Raw genomic sequence first — 16,205 nt, 5'->3', positions numbered from 1 at the left:
TTTAACGTAAAAAAGTTTTGAAATATCATTTTTAGACATTTTCAGTAGGCCCTACATCAACTATAATTATGTGGTCGAAGACTGGTACACCTCAGCCCTGCCCCTGAACCATGACCGGAAAACCCCACTGCCTAAGGAATATATTATTACTGAACCCTACCTCTACCTCTTACAGGGACAAACGTTAGCCGATATACCCCCAGAAAAACGAACCAGTTCCATCTATATTACGGTGGACTGTCCTATGGTGGATACAAATAACCGCATTCTTGGGGTTGCTACGGCGGACCTGACCCTGGGTTTTCTGGAAACATTGCTTAAGGATGTAAAAATAACCGAGCATTCCCAGCTTTTCCTGTTAGACCCCGCAACGGGTCGTTATCTGTATGCTCAGAATCAGGAATATATCTTCCAACCCTACCGAAAGGATTCTGCAGACGATGCCCAGAAACCAGCATTCCTGTCCTGGGTCACAAAACTGAACCAAAGTCTGCCCGCAGGGACTATTGACCGTATAGAGCGGATTGAAATTAACGGCAGTTCCCACACCATATATTACGGATACACCAATTTTGGTTATCTTTTCACCTTCGCCATCCCCGATAAAGAAGCATTCCGGGATCTGGATATGGCCATGGTTCAATTCAGGATTGCAAGTATTCTCGTATCCTTGGTGATTATTGTGGTTCTTCTTATCCTTATTAACAGCATAACTGTACCAATTCTCACCATTATAGGTCAGGCTAACACCATAGCCCAGGGAAAACTCTTTAATCATATTGATGAACATAGCGCTGGCAGAAGCGACGAGATTGGCGATTTGGCACGGTCTTTGCAAAATATGACCGAGGAGCTTTCTAAAATCGTCAGCCAGGTACGGCAAGCATCTAATGATATCGTATTTGCCAGCCGGGATTTGAGTAACTCAGCGCAGAACTTATCCTCAGGCACTTCGGAACAGGCTTCGGTGGCAGAAGAAGTCGCTTCGTCAGTAGAACAAATGGCATCAAATATTGCGATGACCGCAGACCATGCAAAGGAAACGGACCTCATTGCACGGTCTGCCGCTGAACGGGCTATACAGAGCAAGGAAGCAGTTCAGAATGCTATTCTGGTTATGAATAAAATAGCAGAAAAGGTTTTGGTAATAGAAGAAATTGCCCGACAAACAGACCTTTTAGCATTAAATGCAGCCATAGAAGCCGCCAGGGCTGGTGAACATGGCAAGGGCTTTGCCGTTGTGGCCCAAGAAGTGAGAAGACTTGCAGAACGGAGCAAGAATGCGGCCACCGAAATAATTGCCCTGTCCCAAGAGACCGCTTCTGTTTCATCAGAAACAGGTAGAATTCTCGAGGCCCTGGTGCCGGACATACAAAAGACGGCCCGGCTTATTCAGGAAATTAGCCGGGCTGCGATAGAACAGAGCGCAGGAGTCGGTCAAATAAACAATGCCATGACTCAGCTTGATCAGGTGGTCCAGCAAAATGCCGCCATGGCAGAAGAAATCGCCTCTACCTCTGAATCCCTGGCCGACATGGCCCGGGACCTGCAAAGCTTAATGGACTTCTTTAAGCTACAGGCTGACACATAAGTACACCTGCTCCAGGAATAATAAAAAGAGTTTCGTGTATAGACGAAACTCTTTAATTTTATTATACTAGTTTCGTCTGCAGACGAAGCTTATAGTGGTGTAACATGGAAATTAAACGAAGTAGCTATATAAACACTATTTTCCCCTATTTTGATACGCCAGTTATAAAAGTATTAACTGGTATGCGGCGGGTTGGTAAAAGTACGCTTATTCTACAACTTATAAGGCTGTTGCAGGATAAGGGTACAGATTCCGATGCAATTCTCTATATCAACAAGGAGTTGCTTGAGTGGGATTTTATAACCTCTTATATGGAGCTATATAAATTTGTAAAAGGCTTTTTCTTAGATAAACACTATGCAAAACGATATGTATTTATTGATGAAATACAGGAGATATCTGGTTGGGAAAAAGCTATAGCCAGTCTGTTTTCTGAATCCTTTGCCGATATAACAATCACTGGTTCCAATGCACATTTGCTTGCATCGGATCTTGCCACATTACTCTCAGGCAGATACATAGAATTTAAGGTATATCCGCTAACATTTAAAGAATTTTGTGCATTTCACCAGAGGTCTGATAATACAGTAAAGGAACAATTTTCTTTGTTTCTGCGTTATGGGGGGCTTCCAGGCATTCATGCTTTTGAATTATCCGATAGTGCTGTGTTTACTTACTTACATGGAATATATAGTACTATAGTTTTAAAAGATGTGATTCAACGTAATGATATTAAAGATCCTGCTTTGCTGGATCATGTGATTAAGTATGTATTTGATAACTGTGGCAACATTACCTCTGTAAAAAGAATTTCTGATTATCTTAAAGCCCAAAAACTCACAGCCTCGGTGGATAAGGTGCTGAACTATATTCATTACCTGGAAAAGGCTTTTCTTGTATATGAAACTCAAAGATACGATATTAAAGGACTTCGATTTTTAGAATTGTATAGCAAATATTACGCCGGTGACATAGGTTTACGCCATGGTCTATTAGGCTATAAAGATAGAGATATAAATGGATTGCTTGAAAATATTGTATACCTTGAATTGCTACAAAGGGGATATTCTGTCCATATTGGTAAATTCGATACTATGGAGGTTGATTTTATTGCGGAAAAGCAGAATGAAAAACATTATTTCCAAGTATGCTATCTTTTACCTAATGAAGAAGTGATTAACCGTGAGTTTAGACCTCTAGAGCGGATACAGGATAGTTATCCGAAGTACATTCTTAGCCTGGATGAATTCCAGGCTATAGAACGTAACGGCATAAAAACAATCAACCTTATAGATTTCCTTTTAGCTGTTTGAACTGCTGGGGAAATAGGGCTTAAGGGTCTGGGCTAGTGCAGAGATGCTCCTGGTCTGGAGCCAGAGGCGGCCTGGGCCTCGGAAACGGCAGACGAGGCCTTCACCGGAAGCCATGGAAGAAAAAAGTCCCCGGGATGCGGTTTGAATGGTGTAGCTAAGGCTTGCATCAAAGGCAACCATGTTGCCCGTGTCTACCACATATTCGTCCCCTGCATTCAGTTGTTTTTCGATGATAGCCCCATAGGAAGCGAGCCACAAGTCGCCAGAGCCGCTTATTTTTTGCAAGAAAAGCCCTTCACCCGAAACAAGAGCTTTAAGGGATCCCTGGGAAGATAGCTGTAGATGGGTAGACCCTGCCAGGTATGCACCGCTTTGAGCAAAAATAGTTTCGTCCCGCAGGGGCAGGTGCAGAATATCCCCAGGATAGGATGGGGCAAGGATTAACTCGTCTCCCGAGGTCCCAGCAGTATATTCAGAAGCAAAGAGGCTTTCGCCTCCCATCATAGCCCCAAGGGTTCCGAATACCCCCTTGCCGCTGGTTTTTGCCTTAAGCTCCATGGTGCCGCTCATGCTGATCATCGCCCCGGCTTCTGCCCGAACCTGCTCCCCAGCCTCGAAAATAAGCCTCAGTACACTGAATACAGGTCGCTGTTCAATAGAAAATTTCATCAATCTGTCTCCTAATAATTAATTTACAGTAAAGTATAATGCATTCGGACCTGAAATACATTGCTAGGACTTCATACCCTGAAATCGTTGTATGTGGGGCTTTATTTACTCTGCACATGCAGAAAATTCCATATTGTCCTATCTTCCTGACCGATGCGCCAAAAAGCGATATTATTAATACCCTGGGTATAATAGAGCTCTGCCCGCTGATGAACAGAACGATGGTCTTCATAAAAGACTTTAACTTTTATCAATTCGCTATATTCAAAATAAACACTGCCATCGACTCGGGAAGTTTCCTGGATGCCCTTTTCTTCCATCAATTTAGAAAGACTGGAAAAACGATAGGCCCGAGATGGGTTTATTTCGCCCCAGGCGCGGCCATAAAAGGGTATGCCCATGACAAGCTTTTTATTTCCAATGGTTTTTAAGGCGTAGTCAGCTACCTTTTCACACCACGTTAGAGAAGCTACGGAGCCCGGGGTACTGCCGCTCCAATGTTCGTCATAGGCCATGATGATAATCCGGTCAGCCACCTGGGCAATTTGTTCGTAATTATAGGCTTCGGCCACTTTTTTTGTTCGTGCTGGCAGGGCAATACTGAGGGTCTTTTTCCCTATTTGGCTTTTAATAGAGCGAAGAAAACTGATAAAATTATCCTTGTCATCGGTGAGTACAGCTTCAAAATCGATCTGGACACCGTCAAAGTTTTGTGCGGCCTCTGCAATCTGGGTGATAAGACTGGATCGCACCGGATAGGCCGGATTCAGGCAGAAATGGGTTAGGGCATAGTTCCCCAGTTCTGCTACCACAAGGTGTACCTTGCCGGTATAGCCGGAGAGCTTACTTCGTTTAGGTATTCCCTTCAGTTTCCCCGTACTGCTGATGCTTGCACTAAAAAGGGCTACATCCGACACAGGCCAGGCGAGATCCAGGGCCGATTCTTCACCAGCCTGCACGTAGCCCCAAATTTCCCGGAAGGTGACCGGTTCAGGTTTACCAGAAATGGGGGGCTCTTCGCGGATGAGTTTTACCGGAATCGGCTCTGTCTGAACTGTCTGAAACTCTTCCTGTGGGGATGCTGGTGCCGGTTGCACTATAGGGGCGGACGAAACTTGACTTGCTTGCAGAGGCGGGGTGGGATCATGAGTCGGATCTGGGGCGAGGGTGTTCGTTGGAGGCGGATTAGCAGCGGGCAATGTTTGCGAAGATGCGCAGGACAAAAGTACCATGACAGCCAAAAGACCCATCAATATACTGTTTATACATTTATATTGTTTCATATCCTCAGTATAGCATAGGCTTTGAGGGAAAAGCATCACTTGACAGTGAAAATTTAATCTATAAAATATTATAGGTTTACATACCATCCGGGCACAAAAAATGCTTAAGGATGTAAAAATACAGGAGTGAGATATGTGGAGTTTTAACACCGCCGCAGGGGCAACTACATTTTCGGCTTGGGGCATCTGGTTCTTAGTGCTGGCTGCTCTCTTTGGGTTTAATGAAGTTTCTAGACGCTTTAAATGGTTTGGTTTTTTTAGCTTTTTTATACTGCCAATTCTTCTTACTCTGGTTTGGATATTTATCATCCCTGAACAGACCTATACTGACTGGTTTCACCTGGCAAAGGTGTATTCAGCTACGGCTGGAAGTATCATTTTCTGGCTCATCCGATTTGTTGAAAAAAAAGATCCCTCAGGGAACGTGGTATGGCGGCTTCGGGATAAGAAGTGGGTGCTCACCCTCCCTGCGCTTATTCTGGCCATAAATATCCTCGAAGCAGTCACTCGGGACTTTCAGGTTGGGATGAGTTTCTTTGGATCCAATTCAGGTCCTATCGAAGGGGAAGTTACCGGCGTGCTGGGCGGCCCCTGGAATTTTATGAATGGCATCGCGGGTATTCTGAACATCATCACCATTACCGGCTGGTTTGGTATTGTGATCCGGAAGGAAACTGAACAAGATAAGAGCCGGGATATGCTCTGGCCTGATATGCTGTGGTTCTGGATTATTGCCTATGATCTCTGGAACTTTACCTATGTATATAACTGCCTGCCAACCCATTCCTGGTATGCCGGCTTTGCCCTCCTGCTTGCGGCTACCCTTTGTGCCTTTACCTTAGGGAAGGGTGCATGGTTACAGCATCGGGCGGCTACTTTAGCCATCTGGTGTATGTTTGCACAGACTTTTCCCATGTTTCAGGATCAGGGCTTAGCAATGGTTGTTTCAACTTATAACCCTGCAATCTATACCTTCTGGGGAGCCCTGTCGCTGGCGAGCAATGTGGCAGTCTTTATCTATATGATATATAAGGTTATAAAGACAAAACGGAACCCCTATCTGGGTGAGCTGTATACGGACCTGAAGGCTTATAAGGCTATTAAAGCCCTGGCTGAATAAGTCCTTCTTACAAATACCGTTTTGGCTCTCCGCCCACCACTGAGGCGTAGAGCTCTACAAAGCCCTTGGCGGTGCTGGAAGCAATTTTGCCGAGGAGTACCTCTTCGACCTGGAAAAAGCCCACCTCTGCAGACATGGTTACATCGATGCGGATGGGCTTTTCTGTCCCTGCGGTAAGTTTTACCGTTTCAATAGAATTGGCTGAATACTTGTGAATGTCTCCTACCCGCGGTTCGTGGGCTAAGGCCATGGGGATGCGGGCCCGGCCCTTTTCCATGTCGCAGCCGTCGGCAATGAGAATGATTCCCGCTTCCAAGGAATGGATTTTGCGGCCTGCCATATGGCCCACAATACCTTCGATTGCCAGGGACCGGGTTACGACCCGCTTTTGTATGTCCTGAGGATAGAGCACCTGTAAGATCCTATCGATGATGGGGTAGGCCAGGTAACAGCTGTGGAGTTCATGGTCCTGCCTGCCAATAGTCATTCCCAGATCATGGAGAAAAGAAGCCAGAAGGACCGCTACGAGGCTTTCTTCGAAGGTTCCCGCTTCTTCTGCTTCGAGGCTGGTTCGGATCCCGGCCTGTTTTAAGAGGCCCATCATAATTGTTGCATTCAGGGCTACGGTCCGCATGTGGACCGGGCCGTGATCATTGTAACCTAGCCGTTTTATAGAGACTGTATTGGCATACTCCTGCATTGCGTGAATTTCATCATCTTCAAGGAGTATTTGGGTAGCCTTAAGGGGTATACCTTTGCCGATTAATTCTTCTACGGTGGCCAGGAGCTTTTTATCCATGGCCAATTCTTTTGGTGATTTCATATAGTAAATATACTAAACTTCAGGGGCATGGGCGAGCAGGAAATCCTCTGCTTCTTTGCTCCACAAATTATGGTGCCGTTCGCAAATTGTTGCTAATTCAGCATAAAATGGATCCGATTTTCCCCGCTCGGCAAAGTCGCTGATGGCGACAAGATCCAGCTTCTTATGGGTATAGATGAGTTTCTTCCCGCCAGGTATTTTATCAAGATTGATGACTGTCTCTGGTACAGCATTTAAGCCGCCTACATGGGTAATCATAAAAACCGGATTTAGCATGCCCGCCGCCATCATGTTAAGGGATTCAATCATATCCTCTGTGTTGCCACCACTGGTTCCAACGAGGTGATGGGATTCGTAGTGGACATTGTAGAAATTAAGCATGGCAGAAAAGGTTGGGTCCGTAGGACCTGCAAAGAAATTCAAGCATCCATCTTGTCCTAAAAGCCGGTCTCCCATTTCTACGACAGGTTTCACAGGAGCGAATACAAAAACATCATCGTAGAATTTACCCTTATTAAGTTCTTTAAGGTACGCAACGGGATCTGCTATGTCTTTGGTATTTACATAGATGAGTTCTACCCCCTGTTTGTTTGCTTCTTCCACTGTGAGAAGTTGTGCAGCCCGTGCAAGTCGGGATTCATCAATATCAGTTACTACCACCCGAGAGGGTCTTCGGCTGTTATGGATTGCATAGTCGATCGCTCCTAATCCCATAGGACCGACACCTGCTAAAAGCGCAAGGGCTCCCCCTTCTTTTATGCCCATTTCATGTACATAGGAACCGGGTTTAGTGTGATATTGGGCATGAAAGGCGCCGACAATACAGGACACCGGTTCTGAGAGGGAGCCCATGTAAAAATTATCAGCCTTATATTCCAAAAGACAATTCATTTCCATAACCTCATTGGGGATTATAATATACGTGGCATCTCCCCCGATATATTCATAGGAATAGCCCGGTGCCCAAAGGGTCCCCTGATAATTCAAGGCGGGTTGAATTGCAAATTGAGATCCTTCCTTATATTTGCCTGCCCATTTTTTCCCAACCTTTTCAATAACGCCGCAAAATTCGTGTCCCACAATTATTGGATTTATAGTCAGGTTATGCCGAACCCGTTTGTGTTTTTCACCTTGCATTGCCAGCTTATGGGTAGACATACAAATAGAATCAGACGCAACCCGGGCGAGAATTTCATCATCCTGTAGTGCAGGAAGTTCAAATTCATCCAGCCGTAAATCGTTAACGCCGTAAAGGCGAACCGCCTTCGTTTTCATAGTACCTCCTTTGGATTGTAGGGACCTCAAAAAACTTTAGCTTTTAAGTCCCTTGTAGTTAATGTCTTAGTCTTTGTTTCCTTCAATTTGATGAATCCAGGCTTGTCGGTAATCCGCTAGCTCAGGAAGTGCTGTCTTGGGAACCTCCTGATACTGTACCGTAAAGTCGTCCTTGAGTGCCTCTAGACTTTTGTCGGTTAGGGCCATCTTTGCGGTCATAGCAGCTCCAAAGGCTGTGGCCTCTGCAATATCAGTAAGGGCTAAAGGATTTTCAGGTAAAGCTGCTGAAAGCATAACATTGTAAGCTTCATTTTTACGGAACCCCCCTTCAGTGAAGATTTCCTGACCTTTGTACATGCCTGTCCGATCCAGCGCGGTCAGAGTCTGCATAACCAGGGAAATCCTGAGCACTGCTATCCCCCGTTCATAATCACTAAAACAGGGTGGAATTGCTGTACCGGTTAGAATATCCCCGTAGTGATAGGCTTTTCCCTTTTCAATAACCCGAGGGTGGGACCCTGGAAATTGTCCTGAACCAGCAGTGAGTTCTGGAAGTAGAAAGGTGTCTTTTCGGGCAAGCAACGTCTGATACAGTTTTTGTCGGTAGGGTGGTATATCCTGCCGTTGATGTAATTCCTGCAGTACTTTTAACCAGGTTTCAAATTCATAGCCACCAAGAAATATGGCTGTTTTTACCGGAGTTCCAAAGGCTGACTGGTTAAAAAAAACTACCTTTCCTAGTTCCTCTTCGTTAAATCCATAACTGGTGACCGGATTCATGATAACACACCAGGTGCCAGTAGAATTAAGAACAAATCCTTGTCGTCCTTTTTTTGCAAAATGGGGAAGCAAGGATGCATTAGAATCATGGATACCCATGGTGACTATGGTTTTTGTTGAAAGCCCTGTTTTTCGAGCAATCTCTGGGGTAATGGTTCCCAGTATATCCCAGGAATGCTTAAGTTCCCGAGGCAATAGGCTGGTGATGCCTAACCCTTGAGCTACACTGGACCAGGCAGCTTTTGTCCAGTCCCATAGGTAAGTATGACAACCCACATAGGTGTTTTCTGCACCAACGACGCCAGTAAACCTATACCCCCAGTACTGGGGATAGTTCAGGATATAAACTGTATTTTGAAATGCTTCAGGAAACTGTTTTTGGGCAAAAAAGATACCCTTTGCTGGATTTATGAGGGCTTTGAAATAGGGAGTCCCCGTTTTTGCCTGGAGCTCTTCTGGCATTCCGAATCGGGCATAAAATTCTTGATGAAAGGCTTCTCCCGGTTCATGGGTATAATAGACACAGGGAACCGACGGTTTACCATCAGGGCCTACACAAACAAAGGTAGCCCCATGGGTCGTTATAGCAATTGCTCTGATAGGATATTTGGCGGCAGCATGTTGTAATTCAGTGATGAACCAATCTTCGATGGCGGCCAGGTCATGGGTCTGGCAATTGTTTACCGGTACTGGATCAAAGGTACGGTAATGGGCCTCGAGCTGATGCAATTGTTCATCGTAAATAGCTACCTTTTTGTTAGTCATTCCTATATCAATCACCGCAATGGCATACTCCATAACGTACCTCCTAATGAAGCATGACCTGGCCGCCAGTTACTGGGACTGCCTGGCCGGTTTCATAAACCTGTTCAATAATGTAAAAAAGAGCCCGGAGTACATCAGGCCCGGTACAACCCCGTTTCATAGGTATTTTGGCCTCATAAAAAGCACGAACATCGGTGACTGTTTTGGCTCCCAGGACCTTACCTGTCTGAAGATATTGAACAAAGAGACCCTTCTGTGGATCTGACCAGAGGGGGCCATCAAAAAAATTACCGGGACAAATGGCATTTACCTTAATGTTATATTCCACCAGTTCCATAGCAAAACTTTGTACTAGGCCGATGCCGCCAAATTTACTTCCCGCATAGGCTCCATTCTTATTTGAACCTTCTAAACCGGATTTGGAATTAATCTGAATAATATCTGTATACCACTCTGGGGCTGTTAATGCCTGGCATCGCATTACCTGAGCCACATATTTAGTTACCAGAAAAAAAGCTGTATAATTAACATCGGTCACCAGCTTAAATGCGGCAAGTTCCTGATCTAAAACACTCCCCGCTTTCAGAATACCGGCGTTACTTACACAAATATCGAGGCCACCAGCTTGTTCTACAATGTGGGCAACCATTTCCTGAACAGAGGTCTCCTCGGCCACATTACAGGCAACTGGTAGGGCTACGGTTCTGCCATAGTGGGTATTGAGTCGATTTGCCAAAGTCTGGGCACCATTATAATTCAAATCTGCAATAAAGACTAAAGCTCCTGCACCGACGAGCCCTTGAACAAGTTCCTCTCCAAATCCCTGGGCACCACCGGTTATCAGGGCAACTTTCCTTTCTGCAATCCGAATACGACTCTGGAATAATTGTTCATAGCTTGACATGGACTTTGTTTGAGATGAAATCTCAAGTGGTTGTGTGTCGAGACGCTGTATCCGATCCCTGCAACGATCCAAGTCCCAGTCTACCCAGAAGGTGTATATATTCGAAGTAGTTTGTACCTGTATACATGAAGGCAATTGTTGTGATATTCCATGTGTTTGAAGTGCATCCACACCGGAAGGACTGTGTTCAAAAATCCAGGATTTACATGTTTCTGAGGCGATTTTTGCTGCCATCTCTTCATGTATATCTTCACCCTGCATAGCTGGCCGCACATCAATATGACATTCTGTTTCTACCAGTGTATTTCCGGGTAAAACCACCACACTTTGTCCTGTCGCATGCAGATAGAGACCTCTTAGTATGGGCGCAATAATTTGCATCAATCTATTCATAGCGATAGACCTCCAGTTGCTTTTCTTGAATAATGCGGCGGGCACTCTCCTCTGGATGCTGGCGATCAAAGCTTTGACCAATCTTGGCATAGGCGGCGATCCGTTTTGCGAGTGAGAGTCCCGCTAATGGATTTTCTGGATGAAAAAGGCCATAGTGAATATTGATGGATGCCAGTCGTTCATGGGCTATGAGCGCCCAGGTGCTATCTACCAAGTGGTGGAACGCAGGTAGAAGGACCTCAGGACAGGTAAAAGACTGACGGGAACTGTTTATATCTACTCCAGAAATTTCCATAAAATTATATTGTTTACAGAGATTCTGCACTCTTTGAAGTTGTTCTTTCGTGTTTCGTGGTGGCATATAGGTTACTGCCTGGTAGCCTAATCGTTGTAATTCCTGAAAAAGTTCATCCAAATAGGCATCTTCAAAGTGTTCAGCCTTTTTATCTCCCGTAGGCGAATCTTTTACATCACCCAGATATGCATAAGCAGGAATCCCACCAATGGATCGAGCAAAATCTACAACCTGTTTTGCGGGTATACATTCTGAGTCATCGGGTTGGATAAACACATCGGGCAGAAAGTCTGTTTTTAATAAACCAATAAGGTCGAAAAGATAGTGGGGATTGGTTCTGTCGCCAAGTAACATCGTGAGTTTAGGTGATGGCTTAATTCCAAATTGAGAACCCAAGGCTCCCACAAGGGCTGGTCCTGCTTCGAATTCCTCAATGAGCAAGCGGGCTACAGCAGCCATCAAATGCCGTTCGGTAACACTTCCTCCTGTATGGGCTTGAGAGAGGGGGAGTATGTGTTTTTCAAAAGAAAGGTTTTTTAGGCCCACGTGGCTGAGCTTTGTATTGATCCGTTCTACCATGGCTCGGTTCCGTTTATTCCGGACTTCCTGAAGGGGCTGTAAAAAGTTCCGAACCTTACCGTAGGCTTGTCGCGGAATACCCTGAACAGTCATGTACACAAGACCTTGAGAATCGGGATTGTTTATTTTCCGCTCTGCAAAAGGGCCGGGATTTCCATCAGGGCCGTACTTAAAATTGACCCGGACTTCAAAGCCAACACAGCCTCCTATACCAAGGATTTCACAGGCCGTGAGCATTTCTTCCGCTGCTCCCAGAGAGTCATGATCCACTGAACCGGCTGCTTCGAGCCCCGATTCCCATGCCTTAAGCGCTGCCATGGCAGGTGTATAGGGGCTAAAGCTATATATCGTATGAATGTGATTGTTTACTTCACCGTTTGTTTGCGGCACCCATTGTTCTCCCTGTTCTAAGAATACCTTCTGAATATAGTGCCGCAACGCTTGTAGCCGTTCCATGGACCCACAGGCCGGATCGTTGATGCGTTCTTTCATCACTGCTTACACCCCAAGTCGGTTCCGGCGCAGAATCTCACCGATACTTTGTACTGTGGTTGGTACATGCCCCTTTAAGGGCAGAAGCCGTTCGTGGATGGTATCGATAATCCATTCTTTTTGAGGGAAGTAAAGATGTTCCATTTCTGCTGCCGGAGTAATCCAGTTCCGGCTGCCAACCACCGCCACCGGTCCATCAAGATAATCAAACGCGAGGGTCTGTACATTGCTAGCCACGGTGTGCAGAAAAGACCCTCGTTCTACCGCATCGCTGGCTAACACAAGCTTTCCAGTTTTTTTCACCGATTCAATGATAACTTCATAATTTAGAGGATTGATAAATCGCAAATCTATAATTTCTGCTTCCAGACCCCATCGTTCTTGCAATATCCGGGCTGCTTCAAGAGCTTTATATAAGGTTGCCCCAAGGGTTGCGATGGTTATATCTTTCCCCTGTTTGCGAATGGCGGGCTCGCCTTCGGGAATCTCATAGTAAGCTTGGGGTACACCATTCTTTTCAAACTGTTCGCTAACATCATATAGCAGTTGGCTTTCGAAGAAAATGACTGGATCAGTGCCCCGTAGTGCAAGATTCATCATGCCCTTGGCGTCATAGGGTGTGGCGGGGAACATGATTTTTAGCCCTGGAATGTGAGCCACTAGGGCAGACCAGTCCTGGCTGTGCTGGGCTCCATATTTATTGCCAACCGAAACACGGATAACTAAGGGCATTTTTAAAAGTCCCGCTGACATAGCCTGCCATTTTGCTGCCTGGTTAAAAATTTCATCTCCCGCTCGGCCCATAAAATCGCAGTACATAAGTTCAACCACCGCCCGGCCTCCCGAAAGGGCATAGCCTACACCGGCGCCGACTATAGCTCCTTCCGAAATAGGACTGTTAAAGAGCCTGTGATAAGGAAGTAGTTCGGTAAGTCCCCGATATACCGCAAAGGCTCCGCCCCAGTCTCGGTTTTCTTCGCCCCAGGCTGCCATGGTGGGATCTATGGTACAACGATATGCCAGGGCTTCAAAAAGGGCATCACGGTATTGAAAGGCCTTGTTCTTGGGTACAGGTTTACCCTCGCTGTCAAAGCCATAACGATATTTCCCCTGCAGGGCTTTGACCCGTGGATTTTCATTAAGATTTTGGAGGAGCTCTGCCGACCGATCCTCCATTTTATCAACCCTACTGTGAGAATACATGACAGATTCGATAAATTGACCTGAAACCCGTTCTGATATAGTATCGTTGGTCGCTAGTTTTACCACTTCGAGCAGTTTCTCCTGGATAGTTTCCCGCTGGGTCTCCAGTTCTTCCTTGGTACAGAGCCCGTTCGTTATAAGATAATTTCCATAGGCTTCTATTGCATCGGCTTCTTGCCAGAGTTTAATTTCTTCCTGGGTCCGATAGCTGGAAGCATCGGAAGGTGAGTGGCCAGATATACGATAGGTGAGGGTATCGAGCAAAACCGGGCCTTTTCCTGCGAGGAGTAATTCTTTTTTCCGGGCAATAGCCTCAGCTACCGCAAGGGGGTTATACCCATCGACCCGCTCACTGTGCATGTTCTCAGGATTCACTCCCGCTCCTACTCGTGCTAAGACTTGGTACCCCATGGTCTCCCCCATGGTTTGTCCACCCATACCGTAGAAATTATTAAAGAAATTAAAAAGAATTGGCGGAGCACCGCCCACATCTTCAGGCCAGAGGTTCCGATACTGATCCATAGAAGCAAGCATCATCGCTTCCCATACGGGACCACAACCCATGGAGGCATCTCCGATATTGGCGATCACAATACCCGGCTTTCTGTTTATCCGCTTATAGAGGGCCGCTCCTGTGGCAATATCCGCTGAGCCGCCTACAATGGCATTGTTCGGCATGGATCCAAAGGGGGTAAAGAAGGCGTGCATAGATCCACCCAAACCACGGTTAAATCCGGCTTTGCGGGCGAAAATTTCTGCCAGCGTTCCGTAGAGTACAAAATTTTCCGCCAGGTCTTTTATGTTCCTATAGGGGACCTTTTCTGCGATCGACAGGGTGTCACCATTTAAAAAATCTTTCATAATATGTTCAAGTGAAACCTCATCCAATTGCCAGATAGCAGAATAGCATTTGGCAAGTATTTCTCCATGACTACGGTGGCTGCCAAATATGAAGTCATCAATTGTCAGGTTGATGCACTGGCCAACCGCAGCGGCTTCTTGTCCGATGGAAAGATGAGCTGGCCCTTTATGGTTATATTCTATACCGTTCCAAGATCCCATGGTCTTAAACGAATTGAGCATGCTCTCAAATTCGCGAATGGTTACCATGTCATACCAAACCCTGAGTAGCCGTTTCTTTCCATAGGTTGCCACTTCTTTTTGAATATCCGATCTATACTGATTAACCGGAATATCCTTAATTTTGATAACCTGGGCTTTCCGTACCTCCCCAGGGTTAATCAATAATGATTTTGGCATAGTGCTTACTCCTTATATAGTATTGCGCTTATCTGATTAGGCTTACATCGTCCACACAACTTCACGGATTATTTCACTGACCGTAGGATGGGGAAAAATAAGTTCTTGAACATCCTTTATCCGCAGTTCCTGTTCAATGAGAGCCGCTGCACCCCAAATAAACTCAGAGGCATAAGCCCCTACTGCATGTACTCCAAGGATCCTTCCAGTGGTTGCATCAGCAATAACCTTGCAAGCTCCCGGTGCAGCAAAGCTGTTCTCAGCGGAAAAACGGCCGGATATTCGCATGGGCAGACTTGCCTTTGTTATCGAAAATCCTCTTTCCACTGCCTCTTGTTCGGTAATTCCAACGCCGGCCGCTTCGGGTATGCCATAGATTGCCCAGGGAATGGCATCATAACGCATGCGATTATTCCGTGGTGTCTCATTCTTACCCTCAAGACGGTCGAGATAGGTCAGAATGTCCGAGACCGCAACTTCGCCCATCCGATATGCTGTATGGGCTAATAGACTTTTCCCCGTTACATCTCCGGCAGCCCAAACTCCTGGTACATTAGTACGCATACGGTCATCCACAAGGATCCCCTGACGACGTATATCTAGACATACTCGCTCGGCCCCCCAACCTGAAAGTTGTGGCCGCCGGCCCACAGCCATGAGGATTAACTCAGACTCAATCTGGTCTTCTCTGCCGTCCAGATTCTTATACCAGACCCGACTTCCTTCTATTTTTTCCACCCGGCATCCCAGATGGAAGTCCACCCCTTTCATAGCCCGCCGCAAAATCGGCGCCTGTTCCCGATCCATAAAAGGTACAATCTCATCCATCATCTCAATTACTGTCACCTTACTTCCCAAAGCAGCAAAGAGGGACGCAAACTCGACACCAATAACCCCACCGCCGATAATAGTGAGGGATGTGGGAACCTTTGTCGTTTCTAAAAGCCCGGTAGAATCAAGAATGTGTGGATTGTTTTGTACCCCCGGTATTGGTGGCAGTACAGGTACGGAACCTGTGGAAATAAGCACTGTCCGTCCAGTTGTTTCCTGAACCGTACCATCTTGCAGAGTAATGCGAACTCGTGCCCCTGCATCACCCTTTGGGGCTGAAACCAGTTCACCGGTTCCTTCCATAACAGTGACCTTGTAGTTATTCATCATCCCCGCAATACCTGCACGGAGCTTACTCACCACTTCAGTTTTCCATGCTTGAATAGCTTGCCAATCATAGGTAGTTCTCTCACAGTGAATACCAAATCGATCTGCTTCCAGTGCATGAACATAGAGTTTTGCGGAGTTTAAAAGGGTCTTTGTGGGGATGCACCCCACATTCAGGCAAGTACCACCGAGAAAGGACTTTTCGATTAAAAGGACCTTTTTCCCACCATGGCCTAACCGTTCAGCGGAGAGATAACCCGCAGGACCGCCACCGATAATTACTACATCATACATGGCTATAT

Annotated in this window: 12 protein-coding genes; 3 read left to right on the top strand and 9 right to left on the bottom strand. The window is 46.1% G+C overall.

Annotated elements, in window-relative coordinates:
• Window positions 1–22 precede the first annotated feature (22 nt).
• Window positions 23–1,591: a methyl-accepting chemotaxis protein gene (locus SPICA_RS14935; RefSeq protein ID WP_417935148.1), complete on the top strand. Its 1,569-nt coding sequence runs from the start codon at window positions 23–25 to the stop codon at window positions 1,589–1,591.
• A gap of 104 nt (window positions 1,592–1,695) precedes the next feature.
• Window positions 1,696–2,904: an ATP-binding protein gene (locus tag SPICA_RS10120; protein WP_013969411.1), complete on the top strand. Its 1,209-nt coding sequence runs from the start codon at window positions 1,696–1,698 to the stop codon at window positions 2,902–2,904.
• Here SPICA_RS10120 and SPICA_RS10115 read toward each other — a convergent pair.
• Both SPICA_RS10115 and SPICA_RS10110 read right to left on the bottom strand, forming a co-directional pair.
• On the bottom strand, window positions 2,893–3,573 hold the full coding sequence (locus tag SPICA_RS10115; protein ID WP_013969410.1) for a TIGR00266 family protein: 681 nt from the start codon (window positions 3,571–3,573) through the stop codon (window positions 2,893–2,895). The two genes, SPICA_RS10120 and SPICA_RS10115, sit on opposite strands and share 12 nt — an antisense overlap.
• A 101-nt stretch (window positions 3,574–3,674) precedes the next feature.
• Window positions 3,675–4,856: a glycosyl hydrolase family 18 protein gene (locus SPICA_RS10110; protein WP_169311874.1), complete on the bottom strand. Its 1,182-nt coding sequence runs from the start codon at window positions 4,854–4,856 to the stop codon at window positions 3,675–3,677.
• Between the two features lie 133 nt (window positions 4,857–4,989).
• On the opposite strand from SPICA_RS10110, the gene SPICA_RS10105 reads away from it, so the two are divergent.
• Entirely contained in the window at window positions 4,990–5,976 is a 987-nt protein-coding gene (locus SPICA_RS10105; RefSeq protein ID WP_013969408.1) for a DUF5692 family protein, read from the top strand.
• A gap of 7 nt (window positions 5,977–5,983) precedes the next feature.
• Here SPICA_RS10105 and SPICA_RS10100 read toward each other — a convergent pair whose 3' ends face one another.
• The 7 genes from SPICA_RS10100 to lpdA form a co-directional block, all read right to left on the bottom strand.
• The gene (locus tag SPICA_RS10100; RefSeq protein ID WP_041396210.1) at window positions 5,984–6,799 is read right to left on the bottom strand and encodes a phosphohydrolase; all 816 of its coding nucleotides are present in this window, start codon (window positions 6,797–6,799) and stop codon (window positions 5,984–5,986) included.
• A gap of 12 nt (window positions 6,800–6,811) precedes the next feature.
• On the bottom strand, window positions 6,812–8,074 hold the full coding sequence (locus SPICA_RS10095; protein WP_013969406.1) for a zinc-binding dehydrogenase: 1,263 nt from the start codon (window positions 8,072–8,074) through the stop codon (window positions 6,812–6,814).
• 66 nt (window positions 8,075–8,140) lie between these two features.
• Entirely contained in the window at window positions 8,141–9,652 is a 1,512-nt protein-coding gene (locus tag SPICA_RS10090) for an FGGY-family carbohydrate kinase (RefSeq protein ID WP_013969405.1), read from the bottom strand.
• A gap of 10 nt (window positions 9,653–9,662) precedes the next feature.
• Window positions 9,663–10,916 carry an SDR family NAD(P)-dependent oxidoreductase gene (locus SPICA_RS10085; RefSeq protein ID WP_013969404.1) on the bottom strand — a complete coding sequence of 418 codons (1,254 nt, stop codon included), beginning with the start codon at window positions 10,914–10,916 and terminating at the stop codon, window positions 9,663–9,665.
• On the bottom strand, window positions 10,909–12,282 hold the full coding sequence (locus SPICA_RS10080; protein WP_013969403.1) for a PHP domain-containing protein: 1,374 nt from the start codon (window positions 12,280–12,282) through the stop codon (window positions 10,909–10,911). The genes SPICA_RS10085 and SPICA_RS10080 overlap by 8 nt, the downstream gene beginning before the upstream one ends.
• A gap of 6 nt (window positions 12,283–12,288) precedes the next feature.
• Window positions 12,289–14,745 carry an alpha-ketoacid dehydrogenase subunit alpha/beta gene (locus SPICA_RS10075; RefSeq protein ID WP_013969402.1) on the bottom strand — a complete coding sequence of 819 codons (2,457 nt, stop codon included), beginning with the start codon at window positions 14,743–14,745 and terminating at the stop codon, window positions 12,289–12,291.
• A 42-nt stretch (window positions 14,746–14,787) separates the two neighbouring features.
• Window positions 14,788–16,197: a dihydrolipoyl dehydrogenase gene (lpdA, locus tag SPICA_RS10070; protein WP_013969401.1), complete on the bottom strand. Its 1,410-nt coding sequence runs from the start codon at window positions 16,195–16,197 to the stop codon at window positions 14,788–14,790.
• Window positions 16,198–16,205 lie beyond the last annotated feature (8 nt).

The sequence above is a fragment of the Gracilinema caldarium DSM 7334 genome (assembly GCF_000219725.1).
GTDB classification, from domain to species: Bacteria; Spirochaetota; Spirochaetia; order Treponematales; family Breznakiellaceae; genus Gracilinema; species Gracilinema caldarium.
This window is presented reverse-complemented; position numbering and strand designations above follow the sequence as displayed.

Excerpts from the sequence above, each read along its gene's own strand:
- SPICA_RS10120 (WP_013969411.1), top strand. The coding sequence starts at position 1,696 with ATGGAAATTAAACGAAGTAGCTATATAAACACTATTTTCCCCTATTTT.
- SPICA_RS10115 (WP_013969410.1), bottom strand. The coding sequence starts at position 3,573 with ATGAAATTTTCTATTGAACAGCGACCTGTATTCAGTGTACTGAGGCTT.
- SPICA_RS10110 (WP_169311874.1), bottom strand. The coding sequence starts at position 4,856 with ATGAAACAATATAAATGTATAAACAGTATATTGATGGGTCTTTTGGCT.
- SPICA_RS10105 (WP_013969408.1), top strand. The coding sequence starts at position 4,990 with ATGTGGAGTTTTAACACCGCCGCAGGGGCAACTACATTTTCGGCTTGG.
- SPICA_RS10100 (WP_041396210.1), bottom strand. The coding sequence starts at position 6,799 with ATGAAATCACCAAAAGAATTGGCCATGGATAAAAAGCTCCTGGCCACC.
- SPICA_RS10095 (WP_013969406.1), bottom strand. The coding sequence starts at position 8,074 with ATGAAAACGAAGGCGGTTCGCCTTTACGGCGTTAACGATTTACGGCTG.
- SPICA_RS10090 (WP_013969405.1), bottom strand. The coding sequence starts at position 9,652 with ATGGAGTATGCCATTGCGGTGATTGATATAGGAATGACTAACAAAAAG.
- SPICA_RS10085 (WP_013969404.1), bottom strand. The coding sequence starts at position 10,916 with ATGAATAGATTGATGCAAATTATTGCGCCCATACTAAGAGGTCTCTAT.
- SPICA_RS10080 (WP_013969403.1), bottom strand. The coding sequence starts at position 12,282 with ATGAAAGAACGCATCAACGATCCGGCCTGTGGGTCCATGGAACGGCTA.
- SPICA_RS10075 (WP_013969402.1), bottom strand. The coding sequence starts at position 14,745 with ATGCCAAAATCATTATTGATTAACCCTGGGGAGGTACGGAAAGCCCAG.
- lpdA (WP_013969401.1), bottom strand. The coding sequence starts at position 16,197 with ATGTATGATGTAGTAATTATCGGTGGCGGTCCTGCGGGTTATCTCTCC.